Below are 19706 nucleotides of genomic sequence, written 5' to 3' on the forward strand. Positions count from 1 at the left end.
TTTCCGCAAAAAATCAGCTTAACCAGCACATAATAAGATCATTATATCTTAAATATTTCATAAAAAAAAAGTAGATTGCAAATACCGCATACAAAAAATTCAAATTACAGGCAATTTACCATGGAACTAAACTTACCATATATTAACCCTGTCAACTTCGCAAAAACACTGGTCAACAACTATGGTTTCAGTATCAATGAGGCCTGGAATTCACATCATCTGGCATTACCAGACCGTATTGGTGAAGGTATACTGCAATTGTTTATCCGTAAAGACATCCACTTCTTCAGAGGGAAATGGAAATTTCTGGAGGATACAACTTTCCTGTCAAATGACCCTGTCGGACAAAAAGGCCTCATCGATTTCAGGTTGAATAAGCACGGTAACATTCATTCCTCCTTTATAGAAGGGATTAAACGGTTTGAATGGGAGATCACTGAGACAGACGGCATCAGGTTCTTTATTCCTGAAGTTTACCTGAATATCGATAAACATAAACTTACCGATCAGTTTGAAAAATACTGCAACAACAAACATATTGTAAACCTGCAAAAACAAATCTTCAACATTCCCATCGGTCAGGCATCCAATACCATCCTGCTGGAAAGCAAGATGCTGGAATTTATCTATTTCTGGATGGATTCTATAAAGAACAATAATTTAGACCGACATTTTGAAGGCATTAGAGATTCCCGTCTGGCCGCTCTCGATGAAGCCAGGTTCCTGATCGAAACCGACACCTCCAATATTTTAATCATCAAACAGCTGAGCCGTAAAGTAGGCTTAAATGAATGTGACCTGAAACGGGATTTCAGAAAAGTATACGGACTGCCGCTGCACCAGTACAAAATTAAGTTTCGGATGGAACAGGCGCGTGAGCTGATCCAGAATACCGACCTTCCTATACAGGAAATCTGTAACAGGTTGGGTTATACCAATCGTTCACATTTTTCTAAACTTTACGAAAGGTTTTTTGGTGTTTCTCCGGCTATGGCGAGAACAGCTTGTATCAAAAGGTTCTAATCTGGCCCAAATATTCCCGATTGGAGTCAAATGATTTCCGATTCGACATACCGGGGCCAATCAATGCGAGTAATTTTAGGAAACCAAATGTATTTTCTATTATGAAAAAGTCCATACTTGCTGTATTTACCTTGTTTATCATCCTCAGTGGCTGCTCCTCCACAAAACAGGTTACTAGCTCTTCCACAGAAAAAAAACTAAAAAACGTCGCTTATGGGAAACATCCAAGAAATGTAATGGATGTCTATTTGCCGGCAGGTAGAAGTAAACAAACTCCTCTTGTATTGCTGATCCATGGTGGGGCATGGGTAAAAGCTGGGAAAGAAGATGCGCAGGAATACGCAGATTCTCTATTCAACAACCACATTGCCGTAGTCAGCATTAATTACCGCTATGCCAGTACCGACAGCGTACATTATCTTCAAATGATGGAAGATGTAGACAATGCCTTAAATTATTGTATTGCTAATGCCCAGGACTGGAACATCAGAAAGGATAATTTTAGCCTTACCGGTGGTAGTTCAGGAGCACATGTTGCCTTATTGTACAGCTATACCACTAACAAAAAAATTAAGGCCATTGTTGACCTGTGCGGTCCGACCAACCTGGCAGATACCACCGTCCTGAATTATTCCGCAAAAGTCGGACTGCTTGGCGTCATAGAAATGATGACCGGTAAAAAATACATCAGAGGTCAGGCTCTGGACCCTGCCTATGCCAATTCCAGTCCGATTACCCACATTAAGAATATTCCTACACTGATCATTCATGGGACTACTGATCCCGTTGTTCATTTCTCTCAGTCACAACAATTAAGCGATCAGCTCAAAGCTAAAAATGTAATCCATAAATTATTGCCAATTCCAGGGGCTGGCCATGATCTGAATACAAAGAAAGATCCGGCGACCCGGACATTGGTTTATCATGAAGCCATTAACTGGATCAGTAAATACGGAAAATAGTCACCTAATTTCATCACCATACAGTTAGTCATATGAGAAAACTGATACCAACATTACTGTTAGCCACGCTAACTTTAACGGTCTGCGCACAGAAAAACCAGGAGGTCAAACCTTTGGTACCAAAAGAAGTGGCGGAAAGACTTATTCCCCAATTCAAACCCGCAGCCTTCTGGCCGGTCACCGTTCTGAATATGGAAAATATTCGCAGCGTCAGAAAAAAGGAGCAGGAAAGAACCATCCCGGTACTTAAAAATGCCGATAGTGTAGACATCACCTATATCAATATTCCCGGTTTAAACCCCAAAGATCCGGAAATCCCGATCCGCATTTATAAGCCTAAACATTTGACATTAGCGCCCTTGTTACTGCTGTTTCATGGTGGTGGGTTCATATATGGTGATTTAAACAGCGACCATCAAATGGCCGCCAATACTGCCATCAGAGCCGGTGTAGTGGTAGTTTCTGTCCAGTATCGTCTGGCGCCGGAAAACATTTATCCTGCAGGGGTAAATGACGGATATGCCGCCTTATTGTGGAGTGTAAAACATGCTGCAGAAATCGGCGCCGATCCCAAACATATTGCAGTAGGTGGCGGAAGTGCCGGTGCCGCAGTTGCCGGAACAGTTGTACTCAGCGCAAGAGATAGAAACGGACCCAAGATAGGTTTACAGGTTTTGCTATTCCCACCAGCAGATTTAGACACCACCAGGACCTCAGTCGTAGAATACTATAACATCCCAGGTGTAAAAGGAGCTGACATCAGTCCTTTGTTAAATATGTACATTGGGGCTGACAATGTAAAAAAGGGTTTGATACCGGATCATGCTTTACCCGGCCTGGCCAAAAACCTCCAGGGCCTGCCTCCTACTTATGTGGTCACCTGTGGTGTTGACCCTTTGCGTGACGGCGCCCTGGACTATGCAAACAGGCTGATCGCTACCGGTATTCCGGTTGAGCTGCACAACTACCCAGGATATCCACATGGTGCGTTACCTGACCGGTTTTACGGTGAATTTTACAGCATTTTAAATCAGTACCTTAAATAACAGCTGATATGAAAACTTCTATTTTTAACCTCCTTGTATTAGGTCTGTTTATGCAGCAATACGCATTCGGACAAGCTAAGACTCTTCAACCAGGCAGCCCTTCGGCCAGCGGTTTTTCAGAAGAGCGCTTACTCCGTATCGATCAGACCTTAAAACAATATATAGACAGCAACTGGATTAACGGGGCCGCGGCATTTATCGCCAGAGATGGTAAAATTGTCTACCACAAAGCTTTTGGAAAAGACGACGTCAAAAAAAACACGCCACTTCAAAAAGACGCCATCTTTCGCATTGCCTCGCAGACAAAAGCCATCACCAGTACTGCGGTCATGATCTTATTTGAAGAAGGGAAATTCTTGTTAGATGATCCGATATCAAAATACATTCCTTCTTTTGCCAAACCTGCCTTATTACAAACCTTTAATGAGAAAGACTCCAGCTATACGACCGTACCGGCAAAGCGGGAAATTACGATTCGCGATCTGCTTAGTCATACTTCAGGGATCGACTATGCCCAGATCGGCTCCCCGCAAATGAAAGCGATATATGCCAAGGCCGGCATTGAGGCAGGTTTTGTTCTGAAAAAACAAAGTTTAGCCGAGGCCATCAATAAGTTAGGGAAGCTCCCATTAATTCATAATCCCGGAGAAAAATTCACCTATAGCTTAAGTATTGATGTATTGGGTCGCCTGGTTGAAATTGTCTCCGGTATGAACCTGGACGACTTTTTCCATCAACGGATTTTTGAACCGCTGGGCATGAATGACACCTATTTTTATCTCCCCGAAAACAAACAGGGACGTCTGGTAAAAGTTTACACTGAAAATAAACAAAGCCACCGACCAGAACCCTGGACCAGTGACACCTTTCCCGGCATGACCATCGATTATCCCACTAACCAGAACGGATATTTTGCAGGCGGTTCGGCTCTGGTATCGACCATACAGGATTATGCCATCTTCCTGCAGATGCTGCTAAATAACGGAACTTATAACGGCAAAAAGATCCTGGCCAGACATACCGTAGAAATCATGACTAAAAACCAGATCGGTGAGCTTTCCTTAGGTGACGATAAGTTTGGTCTTGGTTTTTTAATTACCACAGCGAAAGGCAGTTTAAAACTCGGGCAGTCTGAGGGCAGCTTTTCCTGGGGTGGTTTTTTCGGCACCGTTTATTGGGCAGATCCCAAAGAAAAACTGGTTGCATTACTGTTTATGCAGCAATACCCATTTAGCCGGAATGAATTAGCTGACAAATTCAGGGTACTGGTCTATCAATCACTGGAATAAACTATGGATTAACAAAAATATCATCCCCTTTTTTTGAAATTATCTATTTACTGCCGGAGGTAAAATTCGGCACCTGAGATCACTATGTCGTTTTTTTCTACCTGGTGACTACAGAAGCTACTCCTAACCAAATCATAATGCTATGAAAAGAATGATATCAAAACATACTGCGGCTAAGATCTTCCAGATATTTTTCTGGATGCAGTTTATTTTTAACCTTAGCTATGGCCAGCAAACGACCATAAATGGCAAAATCACTGACAAGACAGGCCTTGCCATTCCCGGAGCGAGTGTTAAAATTAAGGGTAGCGAAAGGACTACGATAAGTGATCAGAATGGAAATTTCTCCTTACCCGGCCTTTCACAAGGCAATATGGTACTGATCATTTCATTTCTGGGCTATCAAAGCAAAGAAGTGCCCATATCCGCCATTCCCCCCGCCACACCATTACGCATCATCATGACCGAATATACCAATGAAATGGATGAGGTTTTAGTTACAGGCGTATTCGATAAACGTAAGCGTATGGACGCTTCGGTAGCGATCAGCACCCTAACTGCCAGTCAGATGCAACGTATTGTACCTGCCAGTGCGGCAGATTTGCTGCGTAATGTTCCCGGTGTTTTTGTCAATTCTTCCGCCGGAGAAATCAGAAATACAGTAACCTCAAGGGGAACCACAGTAGGCACACAAGATGTAGGCTATGAATATGTGTCTATGCAGGAAGACGGTCTGCCCGTTACCAATACCACCTATTACGGTTATACACCGGATTATTTTCTTCGTCCGGATATTACCCTCGACCGGCTTGACGCAGTAAGAGGTGGCAGCGCTTCTATTACCGCAGCCAATGCTCCAGGAGGTATTTTTAACTACGTTTCTAAAACCGGAGGGGATACTTTTAAAGGAGAATTGAGAGCCAAATACGGTCTGGTTGGAGATGGAGCCAACAACTACGGAAAAATAGATGCAAACTTCAGCGGGCCGGCTGCGAAAGATTGGTTTTATAATATCGGTGGTTTTTACCGGTATGACCAGGGAGCACGATCGCCAGGTTATCGCATGAATGCCGGAGGTCAGGTTAAAGCCAATGTGATCAAAAAATATCATAACGGGACTTTAAAGTTCTACCTGAAATACCTGAATGACAAAAATGCAAATCCACAACCCATCCCGACGACCAGTTACTCCAATCCCAGACCTGCAAACGGCTTCGATGCAAATGGCACCGTATTGCCTCCGGCTTATACCTTTAGTTCCACTGATTTTCTAAATAAAGCCGGTGGATCAATTGAATACAACCCAAAAAATTTAACCCATAACCTCTATAAATCCCTGGGTTTTGCCTGGGACCATCAAATGGGCAAAGGCTGGACTTTTAACAATAACGCCAGGTATTCAGACAACCGGACGCTGGCCAACTTCACGAATGCAAATATTGCCACCAGTGTTGCAGACCCCACTCTTTCGGCCCTGATGCTGGGCACTATCGGTGTGGGGACTTTTTCATTCAAAAATGTAAATACCGGTCAGGAGGTCCTAAATGTGACTTCAAACGGACTTAGCTATGTAGTCAATAAAAATGACTTACCCGGACAGGACATCGCTGCCAACTCCATTCTCGCCTCTCCATTGGGCTATTATGACAACAAAACCAATGAATTTCTGGACCAGTTTTCATTTAATAAACGAATCGACCATATGACCTTTACACTTGGCGGGTATTTTGGCTATTCCAATGTCCACCGGTATTCCGGAACAAATGGAATGACATTAAGCACCCTCCAAAACCGTCCCCAATTGCTATCGCTCAGTCTTACCGGCGCACCCGTATATGGACTTACACCGGCAAATGTTCCAATCCTCGGACCTGCAGGTGTTTATCAGTTTACCAATCCGGAAGGGACCGGACAGCTGAGTGGTGATTTAGGAAATATGATTTCTTATAACGCCCGTCAGACACAGGGAGCCCTATTTTTTGGACATAGCTGGGAAATCAACCCGCAATTAACCTTCGACTGGGGGCTACGTTATGAAAGGGTAAATGTAAAAGGGCATAATATTCGCGGTTATTCAAAAACAGGAATACAGGGGGGAGTTGACGGCAGTATCTTTACCTTGTACGACAATAATGTTCAGGGCCATGAGACCACCGTACATTTTGATAAAACACTCAACTCCCTGTCTTTTTCCGGGGCCTTAAACTACAAATTCAGTGACAACCTTGCCTTATACGGACGTTACTCTCAAGGCAAGAAAGCGCCCGATCTGGACATCTATTTTGCCTCGAACAGAACAGAGACCATCGGGCTGCTGAATCCACAATTGAGAACCACTCAACAGGTAGAATTTGGGTTAAAAGCAAGATCAGGAGCACTAAACCTTTTTGTTACCCCATTTTACAGCATTTTAAGCGGGGTTCCTAACGGTGCTTTCTTTGGGTCTGTTGAAACCGGGTTCTACTCTCCTCCGATGACTTATGGTAAATACAGAACCTATGGAGTAGAGATCGAAGCAAATTACAGGCTTGATGAGCATTTTAGCCTGCGTGGCGTGGCGACTGTACAAAAATCCAGGATCCTGGCCCTCGACAATTGGGTAGCTAACGGAAGCGGGCCTGCCGATGACAGCATCATATCTTATACCGGAAATGAAACTGAAAATGCACCGAGGATAATGATTAATGTTTCCCCAACGTACACCTCTGGTAAATTTTATACTGCTTTAACCTGGTCCTATCTCGGCAGCCGTCAGGCAAATTCTGTCAATGTCTTTAAACTGCCTTCCTTTTCGCAGTTTGATCTTGCCGCAGGCTATGAAGTATCAAAAAAGATGCAGCTTAGCTTAAACATCAACAACCTGTTCAATAAATACGGTGTAATGAGCTGGGTAAGACCTGGGGGTATATTCGAGGTGATTTCGGGTAATTCCAGTTTTACGAGTGCCATGTATGATAAAGCGGTAGCTACAAATCAGCCCTATTCTACCATCGCTGTTTTACCAAGAGCATACTATCTGACAGCAACCTATCAATTCTAATCATTTGGTCCGGTTATCCTAAGGATAACCGGATTTCTACTCCATCCAACGGATTTCCCTCCAACTTGTCAACCCTGACAAACCCATGCATAATGCGGTTAGACACAAGCGAATACAGCTGTCTTCTTGACAAAATAACTTAATAAATAGCAAAAATTTGCTAATAATGGCAATAGTTTTTCGGATAACTTCATCAGTATAGCACCATATCCTTTCAAGGATATGAGTTACCCTAACCAAATTAATCAGCTAACTATGAACAAGTTTTTCGCCTTTAGGCCCAATGGCCGGGCTTTGCGCCAAAAAATCATTTGCCTTCTCGCCATCTTATTTATGGCCACTAACATGCAGCTAAATGCTAAGGATTTAAAAGACCCCGGTCATTATTCAAAGACCCCTCCCATCGATGTACGGGGTCGGGTATTGGATGAACAGGGCCTTGGAATACCAGGAGCCAGTATTAAAGTAAAAAACACCGAAAGGACGACCACCACTGATAACGACGGAAATTTTAGTCTGAAGGATCTTGCTGACAATGCGGTCCTGATGATTTCTTATGTTGGTTATACCAGCAAAGAGGTAAAGGTTACTTCCGGAACGATGACCATCCGGATGGAACCACAACTACAGGATCTCGATGAAGTCGTGGTAGTTGGATATGGAACGGCTAAAAAATCAGATTTAACCGGAGCCGTGGGTACCGTTAAAGCTGAAGCCCTGCAGGAGCGTCCCGCCTCTTCCCTTAACCAGGGACTGTCTGGCCGTGTATCCGGAGTCAATGTATCTTCCAATTCAGGCAGACCAGGTGGCAGGGCTAATATCCGCATCCGCGGATCAAGCTCACTGAGTGTTTCCAATAATCCATTATATGTTATTGACGGGGTTATCCTGAATGCCGTAGACCTTAGAAACGGCAGCACCCCGATAGATTACCTCAACCCCAATGATGTTGCCTCTATTGAAGTCCTGAAAGATGCTTCTTCTACCGCAATTTATGGAGCAAGAGGCGCAAATGGTGTCATTATGGTTACAACTAAACGCGGCAGTTCAGCCGGAGGAGTCATTACCTATGATCCTGATTTCAGCATAGGTGTGCTTCCCAGAAAGCTGGAAGTACTCAATTCAAAAGAGTTCCTGGCTGTGGAAGACCTCGCGTATGCCAATGCTAAAAAATACGATCCCATAGGATGGGCAACCGGTACAAAATATACCGACCCTAAAACCAAACGTACCAATCCTAAACTATTCGATGCCCAGGGAAATCCATTGTACGATACAGACTGGCAGAAAGAATCCTTCCAAAACGCTTTCACCCAAAATCACCAGCTTGGGTTTAGCGACGGCACAGAAAAGAAGAGTATGGCTGCCTTTTTGAATTACCGCAATCAAGAAGGCCTGGCAAAGGGCTCCTGGCAAAAAAGATATGCAGGCCGGTTTGTGTTTGACAGTCAGATCAAAGAATGGCTGAAAGTAGGTGGCACGATGGGATACACCGATCAGAACGAAAAGCAGGTAGATCAGCTTGGCGGAGGAGGAATCACCATGATGCGCCAGGTGCTGGAAGCATTGCCCATCATCCCCGTAAAATATGCAGACGGGTCATGGGCCAGCAACAGAGATTATCCGGGAATGGAGGGCGGCGATAGTCCTTTGCGTGTTGCCGCGGACAGGATTTCTCTTTTACGCACCCAAACCTTTCTGGGTAATATGTATGCCAACATCCATCTTGCCCCCGGACTGGAATTTAAATCCAATATCGGAACCAATATCATTAACCAAAGGGAAGACTATTTTGCTGCGAGGGGCATGCAGTATATTTCTGACAACGGAAATGCCTATGTCAATAACAACAGATACAATTCATGGCAGTTCGAAAACTACCTGACCTATCATAAAGAATTTGCAAAAATACACTCCTTAACTGCGATGGCCGGTCTTTCCTGGCAGCATGTTGACCGTTTTGAAAATCAGGCCAATACACAAGGGTTTAGCGACTCGTATTTTCTATATAACAATCTCGGCGCCGGATCCAGTCCACAGGCCCCTTCGTCTAACGGACAGGCTTATGGCTTAAACTCTTATTTTGCCCGTATCAATTACAGTTTACACAACAAATACCTGGTTACTTTTACGGGTCGCGCAGACGGTTCCTCCAAATTCGGTAAGGAGAATCAATATGCCTTCTTCCCTTCCGCAGCCCTTGCCTGGAGGGTTATTGAAGAAGATTTCATGAAAAGCCTTCCTGCAATTTCCAATCTGAAAATCCGCGCCAGTTATGGGGCTACCGGAAACTCCGAGATTCCGGCCTACCGTGCACTTGCAGGCATGGGAAACTACAACGTGATTTTTAATGGAGAGCGCAATATCGGGATCGGCATCGACCGGATGGCCAACTCCACTTTGCAATGGGAGAAAACAAAACAGATTGATTTCGGACTGGAACTGGGTTTATTCGCCAACAGGTTAAATTTCGAACTTGATCTTTATCGCAGAAAAGTAGACGGGATGTTACTGGACGCTCCTCTTCCTTTCAGCAGCGGATATGGCAGCATCTTTTCCAATGTTGGAAGTATGGAAAATAAAGGGGTAGAATTCAGCATCAATTCTACCAATATCAAAACAGATGATTTTTCCTGGAGTACGACCTTCAACATTTCCATCAACAAAAACAAAGTACTTGCCCTGGCCAGCGGGGATATTTTCTCGGGTAACGGAGTCATCAGGGTTGGGGAACCTGTTGGCTCTTTCTTTGGAAGAGTACATCTGGGTACCTGGGGAAGCAATGAGGCTGCTGAGGCCAAGAAATACAATATGCTGCCTGGTGATGTAAAATATCAGGACCTGAATAGCGACGGCAGGATTAATGACCTGGACAGAACGATTATAGGACATGGCATTCCCGACGGTTTTGGTACATTTCTGAATACTTTCCAATATAAGGCATGGTCACTGACCGTAGATCTGCAATATATGTACGGCAACGATGTGCTCGACAGGAGTATACATTCAGCAGAAGACAGACAAGGGATTGCAAACAGTTATAGAACCGTACTGAATGCCTGGACGGAAAGTAATCAGAACACTTCCATTGCTCAAATACGGCCGATTAACGCCTATTACACCACCAACAACGACAGTCATAAGGTAACAGATGGTTCATTTATCCGTGGGCGCAACTTGTTACTTTCCTATACCTTCCCTTCAAAAACCGCGGCTTCATTAAAACTGAACCGGTTAAGGGTATATGGTTCCGTACAGAACTTTTTCGTGGCAACAAAATATAAGGGATATGATCCTGAAGTTTCCAACTCCGGTGCCCCTTTCGATCAGGGCCTGGCATTGTATGATTATCCAAAGCCAAGGGTATTTATGCTCGGCCTGAACATTGGATTATAATTGAATGCAAACCTATTAAAAGAAAAATCATGAAGACAATCATAAAAAAATATGGGTTTCTGGCCTTGACCAGCGCTGCATTATGCATGAGCGGATGCAGCAAATTTCTGGATGAATCAGATCCCAGCAATTTTACCGTAGAAAATTATTTCACCAAACCCGAACACGCCAGAAGCTCAGTAAATTCGATTTATGCCAGTCTGCGGGAACCAATGAACAGCGGCTTTGGCGGCGGGGCCTGGACCATGACAGAATTTGCTACCGGACAAGCCGCTACTGACCTAGGACAAGCCGTAGACAGCTATTTTGTCAAAGACCTGCAGAATACTGCCGACAATAATTATGGGCTCAGTTACTGGCAAAATTATTTTAAAGGCATCGCTAATGCGAACCTTTCCATCGCCAAGATCCCGACGATTACCATGGATGCCTCAGAGGCAAAAAGGTTAATCGGAGAAGCGCATTTTTTGAGGGCTTGGTATTATTTCAACCTGGTGCAGTTATTTGGCAACATCCCTTTGGTTACCGAACCCGTTGACTTGAAGTCAGAGCAGTTAAGACCAAATCAGGCTCCTGCCGGAGAGGTTTACAACCTGATCGTAGCAGATTTAAAAACAGCCGAAGCTGCCGGTCTGCCCTGGGTAGATCTGACCGGAAAAGCAAGTATGGGTGCCGCAAAATCATTGCTGGCAAAAGTATACCTGACCATGGCCGGTTACCCTTTACAAAAAGGTGCTGAATATTATGATCTGGCGGCAAAAAAGGCAGAAGAGGTATTGGATTCCAAACAATTCAGGCTCTTTGATACTTACGCCGACTTACACAATCCAGCCAAAAAGAATGTAGATGAAAACATTTTTATGATCCAGTATAAAACCCAGATTGTGCCGGGCAACTGGCAGGAACTCATCATTCCTTATAACAAGAACATTTCTGCCTACTCTGCCGAAACCGGCGGTATTTATGCAACGGCAGATTTTGTGAAGTCATACGAGCCTGCAGATTTACGCGCCAAGGAAGGGCAGTTCTTTTTCACCAAGTTTACCAACCAGGACAATAGAAACCTGGTAGTGGATCTGGGCGGATATTTTCTGTATAAACTTTTTGATGTAACGGCGCATACCAGCACAGCAAACAGCGACCTGAACTGGTCATTGATTCGTTATGCGGAGGTATTGCTCCTCTATGCAGAAGCGTCCAATGAAGCGGCCGGGCCCGGAGCCAAAGCCTATGATGCCCTGAACCTCATCAGGAGAAGAGCAAAACTGACTGATCTGCAGAGTTTATCTAAAGATCAGTTCCGCGAGGCAGTCTGGAGAGAGCGCTGGCACGAGCTCTGCTTTGAAAACGTGACCTGGTTTGACATGGCACGTCTGCGCAAAGCATTTAATGTAACGACGAAAGGCTTTGATAATTTTGTGGGCCATAAATTCAGTTACGGTCCCGTGCTGACCGACAGAGAGCTATTATTCCCGATCCCAAGCAGGGAGCTGAGAAATAATACGAACCTGATCCCGACACCAGGATATTAGCCCCGGGTTTGTCAATAAACTAAACGACACAAAACACTAAATACGATCAAGGTCAGTAGTATACTACTGACCTTGATTCTTTACCCTTCCCCCTAGGACTTCTCTGTCCAGAAGGACTCAATCTCTTCCAGTGACTTCCCTTTAGTTTCGGGTAATAGTTTATATACGGTAAAGAAAGCGATCAGACAGAAAAACCCAAATACCCCGAAGGTAACTGCCGTACCCGCTTCCCTTAACAGGATTGGTGTAACCTGGCCCACAATCGTATCGGCGACCCACATCACCATAATACTGATTCCCATTGCTTTCCCCCTGATTCTTGTTGGAAAGATTTCTGATGCCACCACGAACTTTAAAGGTCCGATAGAGAAGGCAAAGCAAACCAGAAAAAGCGTAATACTGATGATTAAAAGCACGCTGGAGGTTAATCCCTGATAGAAAAGCCATCCGGTTAAAAATAAACTCACTGTAGCTCCTATCGTACCAATCAGGTACAGTGGCCTTCTGCCCCAGTTGTCAACCTTCCATATGGCAATTAGGGTAAATATCATGTTGGCCAGTCCAAATATAATCTGCCCAAGGAAAGAGTTATGTAATGCAATACCTGCGTCGTTCAGGATGGAGGGACCATAGTAAATGATTGCATTTATACCACTGAGCTGAGAAAACAAGGGCAATAAGATCCCCAGCAGCAAAGCCTTTCTCAATTTTGGAGCAAACAGTTCCTTATAAGAACCATGCTGATCACTGTTGTCGCTCTCCACCGCGGCAGGAATGACTTCTGTTTTACCATCATTAATCTTTTCAAGGATAGCAAGCCCCTCTGCAGTTCTCCCCTTCTTAATCAGCCATCTTGGGCTTTCCGGAACAAAAAACAATCCGATCAGAAATAGCAAAGCAAACACCGTTCCGATGCTAAACATCCCCCGCCATACTTCTTTTGTATAGATCAGGTCGATCAGGGGAAAGGCTGATGAAGCCACCTGCTGTTCTGAATAATTCAATAAGAGTGCATTGGTTATATAGGCCAGCAGAATTCCTGCAGTGATGGCCAGCTGATAACAGGTCACCAATCTGCCACGGATGGCAGCAGGAGAAATTTCCGAAAGGTATAAGGGAACCACAATAGAGGCAATACCTACCCCTAACCCTCCGATCAGCCGGGCAGCAATCAGCCAGTTCAGGGAAGTCGCGACCGAGCAGCCTACTGCAGAAAACAAAAATAGCACAGAGGAGAGAAACAATAATTTTTTGCGTCCAAGACGATCACTTAAGTCGCCCGAAAACGCCACTCCGAGAATACAACCAACCAAAGCAGAGGAAACAAACCAGCCCTCCTGAAAAGGACTTAAGCCGAACTGCTTTTGTACAAAAGGCAGCACTCCTGATATCACTGCCATATCGAAACCAAAAAGCAAACCTCCAAGAGAGGCAACCAGGCAAATGATACCCAGATAAATTTTATAATTGTTATTCATATGACAAGTATTTGGTTGTATTTAGGATATTCGTTACAGCTGGATCTCGTTTTTAAGAAAGGCTTTGATGACTTTCAGCTTTTCTTTTCCGGGATTCAGTAATTTATAGTTTTGTGTAGCTGCCGGAATGACAAAAGTTTCTGCGTAATGGAAAATGCCAACCCGTTCTCCATTGATTTCCACTGCAACAGCAGTACCTTCCACCAACATCAGTACATGACAACTATCTTCCGTAGCCACCGCCATTTCCGTATCAAACTCCAACCGGTGTACATCATAAAAATGATCTTCATGGGTTGGTAAGTGAATCAGTTCCCAATCTGCCCCTTTCTCTAATGATACCGGGATTGAGATCAGTTCCTGTTCGACTAATTTTCCTTTGCGTTCGAACCTGAGGTTATTAAATGCATGTGCAATATTTATCGGTCGTGGATTTCCATGGAGATCAAGCGAAAGCCAGTCGTACATTTTAAAGGTGAAGATATAGGGTGTTGCGCTGATCTCCAGCACCATATTGTTCCGTCCTGAGCTATGTACTGTGCCATTTGGAATCAGAAAGAGCTCATGTTTAACAGAGGGAAAACTCCGTACATATTTTTCTATGGCGATTTCTTCATTTTTCAACTGACTGTTTTCCAAAGCCAGGCGAAATTCTGCCGGGTTAATATCGTCCTGAAACCCTAAATAAACCTTTGCTCCCGGTGCCGCATCCAGGATATAGTAGGTCTCATCCTGTGTAATGGTTTCTCCGAAATTGGCCCTGATATAATTTTTGGAAGGATGGCATTGTATCGAAAGATTTCCACCATTAAAAGTATCCAGAAAATCAAAGCGTATCGGAAAATAAGCTCCGAATGTTTCTGCATGTTTTCCCAAAACAGCCCCGGATTCACATAACATTAAAAAGTCGAAAGACACTTCCAGCAGATTGCCATCACTTTCAAAGACCAATCCATTTTCCGGGCTGATCAATTCAAAAGACCAGGCATAATTCACTTCGTTAACGTTCAAGCCTTTGAGCTTGCTTTTCATCCACTGCCCTCCCCATGAACCACTTTCAAACCAGGGTCTTGCGCGCAGTACAGTATGGCTAAGCTGGTTCAGCCCTTTCAGTAAATCTGCTTTAAACAACCAGTTCAGCTCATGAAGTCTCTGTCCGTCTGCAACAATAGAAATACGCGCCAACAATTCTGCTCTATATCTGTTCAGTACCTCCCAATCAACAAAATAGAAGCGCTTATACATACTAAATGACCGTTCTGAAGCAGATTTCCCCAGGTTAGCGATTGACCTGGCCCTCATCCGGTACTGAATTTCATTTTTTGGGATATCCAGATAGATCACCGGGGCTTCCCTGTTCAATAATCCGGCACCAATACCAATTACAATATTGATGTCTTTTTCCGGGTCCATGTTCAGTTTTAAAAACTCGCTGGATTTAAAGAAATCCTGAAGGTTCAGGTTGCATTTCGTTCCCCAAACCTCATCCTCTCCACCCAAAAAAGGCTTAACCAGTTCATCAACCTCCTTTTCCGGTTTAAGATAATCTGTAGCCTGGTGCCATTTTACAGAAAGGCCCTTCTGATTCAGCTCTTTTTGAATCTGCAATTGAACATCATGAAAAAACACACCTATATATCCATCAATAACTACTGTTTTCTCACTAATGATCCATTCTGCAAGACTGGTATATCCATTAAGTATTTTATGGTCCCCCAGCGCCTGGAAAGGAGACAAAATATAATCATCAACCTTCTGACGGTCAGCATCTAAAACCTGAGCCGGCAATAATGATTGTGAAGTACGTCTCCATTCCTCCCCCATTGTATTTTTATTTATCTGCATTTCGTCCTTTTTAAACTCTTCCAAAGCCCCAATCGTGTGTTCACTATTCATTATATCAATCAACAAATTCCATATGTACAAACATTAACAAACATAAAAAACACGCTTAATAATAAAATAAAAGGCTAAAAAGCAAAACAACAATAGACAACCCTTCATCAAAAAAACATGTATGTACAAACATAGTAATTTAATAAACCATTGCAAATATATTTTCATAATTTTGCGGAGCAGCCAACTACCGGGCTGCTCTTTTAAACGATCCGGATAACATGAAAATAGCACTTAACCATAAAAGCCCGATTCCGCTGCATATACAGGCAGAAGAGTTGTTGCGTAAAATGATAAAGGATCCTCAGTTTCAGAACAATAAGCTATTACCTAATGAAATTGATCTGGCTAAACAACTGGCTATATCGCGGACCACGCTTCGACAGGCTTTAAATAAATTGGTTTATGAAGGCCTGCTGATCCGAAAAAAGGGCGTTGGGACAAAAGTTGCAGACGCGTTGATCAGCTCTAAGTCGGTTAACTGGCTAAGTTTTTCTCAGGAGATGAATGCACGCGGCATTCCGATCAAGAATTTTGAGCTGCACATCAGCTGGGTCTATCCGGAAGAGAGTATTGCTAATTTTTTCAATATTAAAACCGACCAAAAGATTTTAAAGCTGGAACGGCTGAGGGGTAAACCGGAAGGTCCGTTTGTATATTTCATTTCTTACTTTCATCCACGTGTCGGCTTAACCGGCGAGGAGGATTTCAAAAGACCCCTTTATGATATACTGGAAATGGATTACAACATCATTACCGAGTTATCAAAAGAGGAAATCAGTGCCAAAGCGGCAGATAAATTCATCGCTGAGAAGTTGGAAACAGAACCAGGAAGCCCGATCCTGTTCCGTAAAAGATATGTATATGACCAGGCTGAACGCCCGGTAGAATACAACCTTGGTTATTATAAAGCAGACAGCTTTGTATTTACTGTGGAAAGCAGAAGAGGATAAATTTCATTATGTCTACTGAGTTGTATCTTCTGATCCTGGTGATTGATACTCACTTTAAGCAGGGGCAGAAACTTCTTAGCACAATCCCTTATTTATTAAACCAAATCCGTCCTATTTCTCCGTACTCATGGAAGGAGGAGGAACCGATATTCCCCAGGAAGTATTCGGTTTGGGTCCCATTTTAAAAGTCAGTATCCCTCCGTCCGTCAGCTTTTTTCGGTCGATCCAGCAATTACTTAGATTTTTCAGGTTGAATGAACCAGATTGTATGTACTTGTTCTCTTTTGAGTTATTTACGGTTTTAATGACCAGTTCTTTTCCGGAATAGTATTTAGGATTCAGTTTTATCGTCACCTGATCAAAGATCGGACTACCAAACTGAAAGGAAGGATTCATGGCTGCATGTCCCTGAACATCAAACAAACCCAGGGCAGCCATCACAAACCATGCCCCCAACTGTCCCTGATCCTCATCCTGACCAAAGCCATAACCATGCAAAGGTTCAGCGCCGTAAAATTCATCGCAAATGGTACGTGTCCATTTTTGAGAAAGCCAGGGTTTTCCTGAATAATTAAACAACCAGGACTGATGTAAACATGGTTGGTTTCCATGGTTATACAATTTCTCCAGTCCGGAAAAACTGTCAATTTCCTTTCCGCCTCCAAAGGTAGACTTCTGACTTTCCTCAAAAGTTTCCTCCAGGCGTTTATTGAACAAATCTTTGCCCAACAGCGCGATCAGGCCTGCAGGATCCTGAGGAACATACCAGGTATATTGAAATGCGTTGCCTTCCTGAAATCCACGCCATGCCTGCATGGGTTTAAAATCTTCAATAAAGCTCCCGTTTTCATATTTGGGTCTGATAAATTTAGTTTCCGGATCGAACAGGTTTTTCCAGGCCCCCGCCTGTCTGATTAGTTTCTGATAGTCTTTGGTTTTCCCTAAAGCTTTAGCAAAATTAGCCACACCGTAAGAAGTATAAGCATACTCCAGGGTATGTGATCCACCGAAATTAAAGACCCATCCATTGGAAATGGTCGTATCTTTTGATGGAATATATCCTTTCTCCACCAGGTGCCAAAGGTCATATTTCCCTGATCCAAAAGGCCGGTCAGTGTAGCCGGTTTCATTTTTATAGGCCGCCTGATAAGCTTCTTCTACATCAAAATCCCTGATCTGAGCATGATAAGTTGCCGCCAGCATCAAGCCAAAACAATTGGTTTGTACCCCATTTGTATGGGTTCCTGCCGCAAGGCCATCATGAAGCCATCCTGTTTCTTTGGCAAAATCCAGATTGGACTGCATGTATTCACTCAGGTAGTCCGGATAAACCAAAGCCCACAACTGGCCCAGGTTCCAGAACGCGCCCCACATCCCATCGGTATTATAATGGTTGTACCTGGGCTTGCCCCTGGCATCCAAAGGAATCTGTCCGATCTGACCGTTGTGTTGCGGGTATTGCCCGTTAACATCACTCGCCAATCCACGTCCCAGCAGTGCATGGTATAGTCCGGTGTAAAATTTCACCTTGCTAACGCTATCTTTTCCTTCTGCCACAATTCTCCCCAGCTTTTCATTCCAGAGCTGATGTGCAGCTTTTCTGACCCCATCAAAGGTTTTCCCTTTAGCTTCAGTCTGGAGGTTTTTCGAGGCATTCTCTATACTGGTATAAGACAGCCCAACCTGCATTTCAATCACTTCATTCCTGCTCGTTGAAAAATTCAGGTACATGCCATTACCCTGTCCTTTTGTTTCCTGCTCCCCATCTTTGATTTGCTCGTCGACGAAAGTGCCATAAGATTCCGGAGCTTTATTCAAGAGAACTGAAAAATACATTTTAACCCGTTTATCAGGATCACAGAACTTCAGGTACTCCGGATAGGTTTCTATCCATCCTTCCAACCTGTTCTTTCCAGAAAGACGGATGCACGCTTCATTCACCTTCCCGCTTTCTCCCTGACGATGTCCCACATCAAAAATAATCCTGGATTGCTTTGATTCAGGGAAGGTATAGCGGTGAAAACCTACCCGTTCAGTAGCTGTAAGTTCCGCTTTTATGTCATAATCTTTTAGAAAAACCTCATAAAAACCAGGTTCTGCATGTTCCGTTTGTTTATCAAAACGGGATCGATATCCAGAATCCGGATCCTTTAGATCGCCGGGAACCGTTTGTAAAGCACCCCTTACCGGCATCACCACCAGCCCCCCTATCTGGAATTCATGAAAATGGCCAAAGCCTTCAATCGAGCGATGAAGATCATCATAACCGGCCGGTGTCCAGCCACCTTCCCTTCCGTAGGCATTGGTATGGGGAGCTACTTTCGCCATTCCGAAGGGCAGGGCTGCCGGAGTATAAAAAAACCAGCGTCCATGTACTGATCCGATCTGAGGATCAACATAAGCCGCCGGATTAAATGTCCCGTTTTTTACCTGAGCAATTGCTGAAAAAGCAAAGACAGGTAATATCAAAGCAAGCAGTTTTATTCTCTTTATCATATGATATCAAATGAATATTGTACATATGTATGTACATAAACCAAATATATACATTTACTTTACCTTTTAACAAGATTTTGCGCAAAAGAAAAAAACGCACTGATCATCAGCCACACAATTGTGACCAATAAGAATTGTAAAAAGCACCCTGATTCTTTCAGAATAAACAATTTCCCATTACCTTTAGGGCATTGAAAAAGCTGATCACACTTTTTATCCTGTCATTTTATCTCATTTCCTCCACAGAGCTCCAGGAAATGGCTAAACTGCCTGTGCTGTTTCAACATTACTTTGAGCATAAGCTGATAAACAGCGAAATTACTTTTTCAGAATACCTTAGCGATCATTACAATTCCATTCCACATACCGACAATGATGAAGCCCGGGACAATCAATTGCCCTTTAAATCATTAGACCTGAGTAATTTTTTCACTCCTGCCATCCCAATTTTTCACAGCAACAATTTTCAAAAAGCGGTATGGGCAACAGTGAAGAACGATTCCTTTCTTTATAAAGAAAACTTTATCCCCAGCTGCCATTGCAGAAAAGTATGGCAACCTCCTAAAGGCATGATCATTTCTTAATTTTCAGGATT

The 19706-nt window shown here is 43.6% G+C and carries 12 protein-coding genes; 9 read left to right on the forward strand and 3 right to left on the reverse strand.

Annotated features, from left to right (window positions below):
* The first annotated feature begins 120 nt into the window (after window positions 1-120).
* The 7 genes from BFS30_RS04020 to BFS30_RS04050 all read left to right on the forward strand — a co-directional run bounded on the left by BFS30_RS04020 (window position 121) and on the right by BFS30_RS04050 (window position 12288).
* Window positions 121-1023 carry a helix-turn-helix domain-containing protein gene (locus tag BFS30_RS04020; RefSeq protein ID WP_069378088.1) on the forward strand — a complete coding sequence of 301 codons (903 nt, stop codon included), beginning with the start codon at window positions 121-123 and terminating at the stop codon, window positions 1021-1023.
* 101 nt (window positions 1024-1124) lie between these two features.
* Complete coding sequence (locus tag BFS30_RS04025; protein WP_069378089.1) at window positions 1125-1985, forward strand: alpha/beta hydrolase; 861 nt, start codon at window positions 1125-1127, stop codon at window positions 1983-1985.
* Between the two features lie 32 nt (window positions 1986-2017).
* On the forward strand, window positions 2018-3031 hold the full coding sequence (locus BFS30_RS04030) for an alpha/beta hydrolase (protein WP_069378090.1): 1014 nt from the start codon (window positions 2018-2020) through the stop codon (window positions 3029-3031).
* Window positions 3032-3039: 8 nt separating this feature from the next.
* A complete protein-coding gene (locus BFS30_RS04035) occupies window positions 3040-4320 on the forward strand; it encodes a serine hydrolase domain-containing protein (RefSeq protein WP_069378091.1) in 1281 nt (426 codons plus the stop codon).
* Between the two features lie 142 nt (window positions 4321-4462).
* Complete coding sequence (locus BFS30_RS04040; RefSeq protein WP_083251952.1) at window positions 4463-7360, forward strand: TonB-dependent receptor; 2898 nt, start codon at window positions 4463-4465, stop codon at window positions 7358-7360.
* Window positions 7361-7615: 255 nt separating this feature from the next.
* Window positions 7616-10756 (forward strand): SusC/RagA family TonB-linked outer membrane protein, encoded by a 3141-nt coding sequence (locus BFS30_RS04045; RefSeq protein WP_208603031.1) that lies wholly within the window; start codon window positions 7616-7618, stop codon window positions 10754-10756.
* Window positions 10757-10785: 29 nt separating this feature from the next.
* On the forward strand, window positions 10786-12288 hold the full coding sequence (locus BFS30_RS04050; protein ID WP_069378093.1) for a RagB/SusD family nutrient uptake outer membrane protein: 1503 nt from the start codon (window positions 10786-10788) through the stop codon (window positions 12286-12288).
* A 92-nt stretch (window positions 12289-12380) separates the two neighbouring features.
* Here BFS30_RS04050 and BFS30_RS04055 read toward each other — a convergent pair whose 3' ends face one another.
* Together BFS30_RS04055 and BFS30_RS04060 are read right to left on the reverse strand one after the other, a co-directional pair.
* The gene (locus tag BFS30_RS04055) at window positions 12381-13766 is read right to left on the reverse strand and encodes a sugar porter family MFS transporter (RefSeq protein WP_069378094.1); all 1386 of its coding nucleotides are present in this window, start codon (window positions 13764-13766) and stop codon (window positions 12381-12383) included.
* Window positions 13767-13799: 33 nt separating this feature from the next.
* A complete protein-coding gene (locus tag BFS30_RS04060) occupies window positions 13800-15662 on the reverse strand; it encodes a class I mannose-6-phosphate isomerase (protein ID WP_208603032.1) in 1863 nt (620 codons plus the stop codon).
* A gap of 221 nt (window positions 15663-15883) precedes the next feature.
* Here BFS30_RS04060 and BFS30_RS04065 point away from each other — a divergent pair, with 221 nt between their 5' ends.
* The gene (locus BFS30_RS04065) at window positions 15884-16615 is read left to right on the forward strand and encodes a GntR family transcriptional regulator (RefSeq protein ID WP_069378095.1); all 732 of its coding nucleotides are present in this window, start codon (window positions 15884-15886) and stop codon (window positions 16613-16615) included.
* Window positions 16616-16726: 111 nt separating this feature from the next.
* On the opposite strand, the gene BFS30_RS04070 is transcribed toward BFS30_RS04065, so the two are convergent.
* Window positions 16727-19111, reverse strand: a complete 2385-nt coding sequence (locus BFS30_RS04070) for a GH92 family glycosyl hydrolase (RefSeq protein ID WP_069378096.1) — start codon at window positions 19109-19111, stop codon at window positions 16727-16729.
* Between the two features lie 191 nt (window positions 19112-19302).
* On the opposite strand from BFS30_RS04070, the gene BFS30_RS04075 reads away from it, so the two are divergent.
* Window positions 19303-19695, forward strand: a complete 393-nt coding sequence (locus tag BFS30_RS04075; protein WP_069378097.1) for a hypothetical protein — start codon at window positions 19303-19305, stop codon at window positions 19693-19695.
* The last annotated feature ends 11 nt before the right edge of the window (window positions 19696-19706 follow it).

The sequence above is a fragment of the Pedobacter steynii genome, assembly GCF_001721645.1.
GTDB lineage: Bacteria > Bacteroidota > Bacteroidia > Sphingobacteriales > Sphingobacteriaceae > Pedobacter > Pedobacter steynii_A.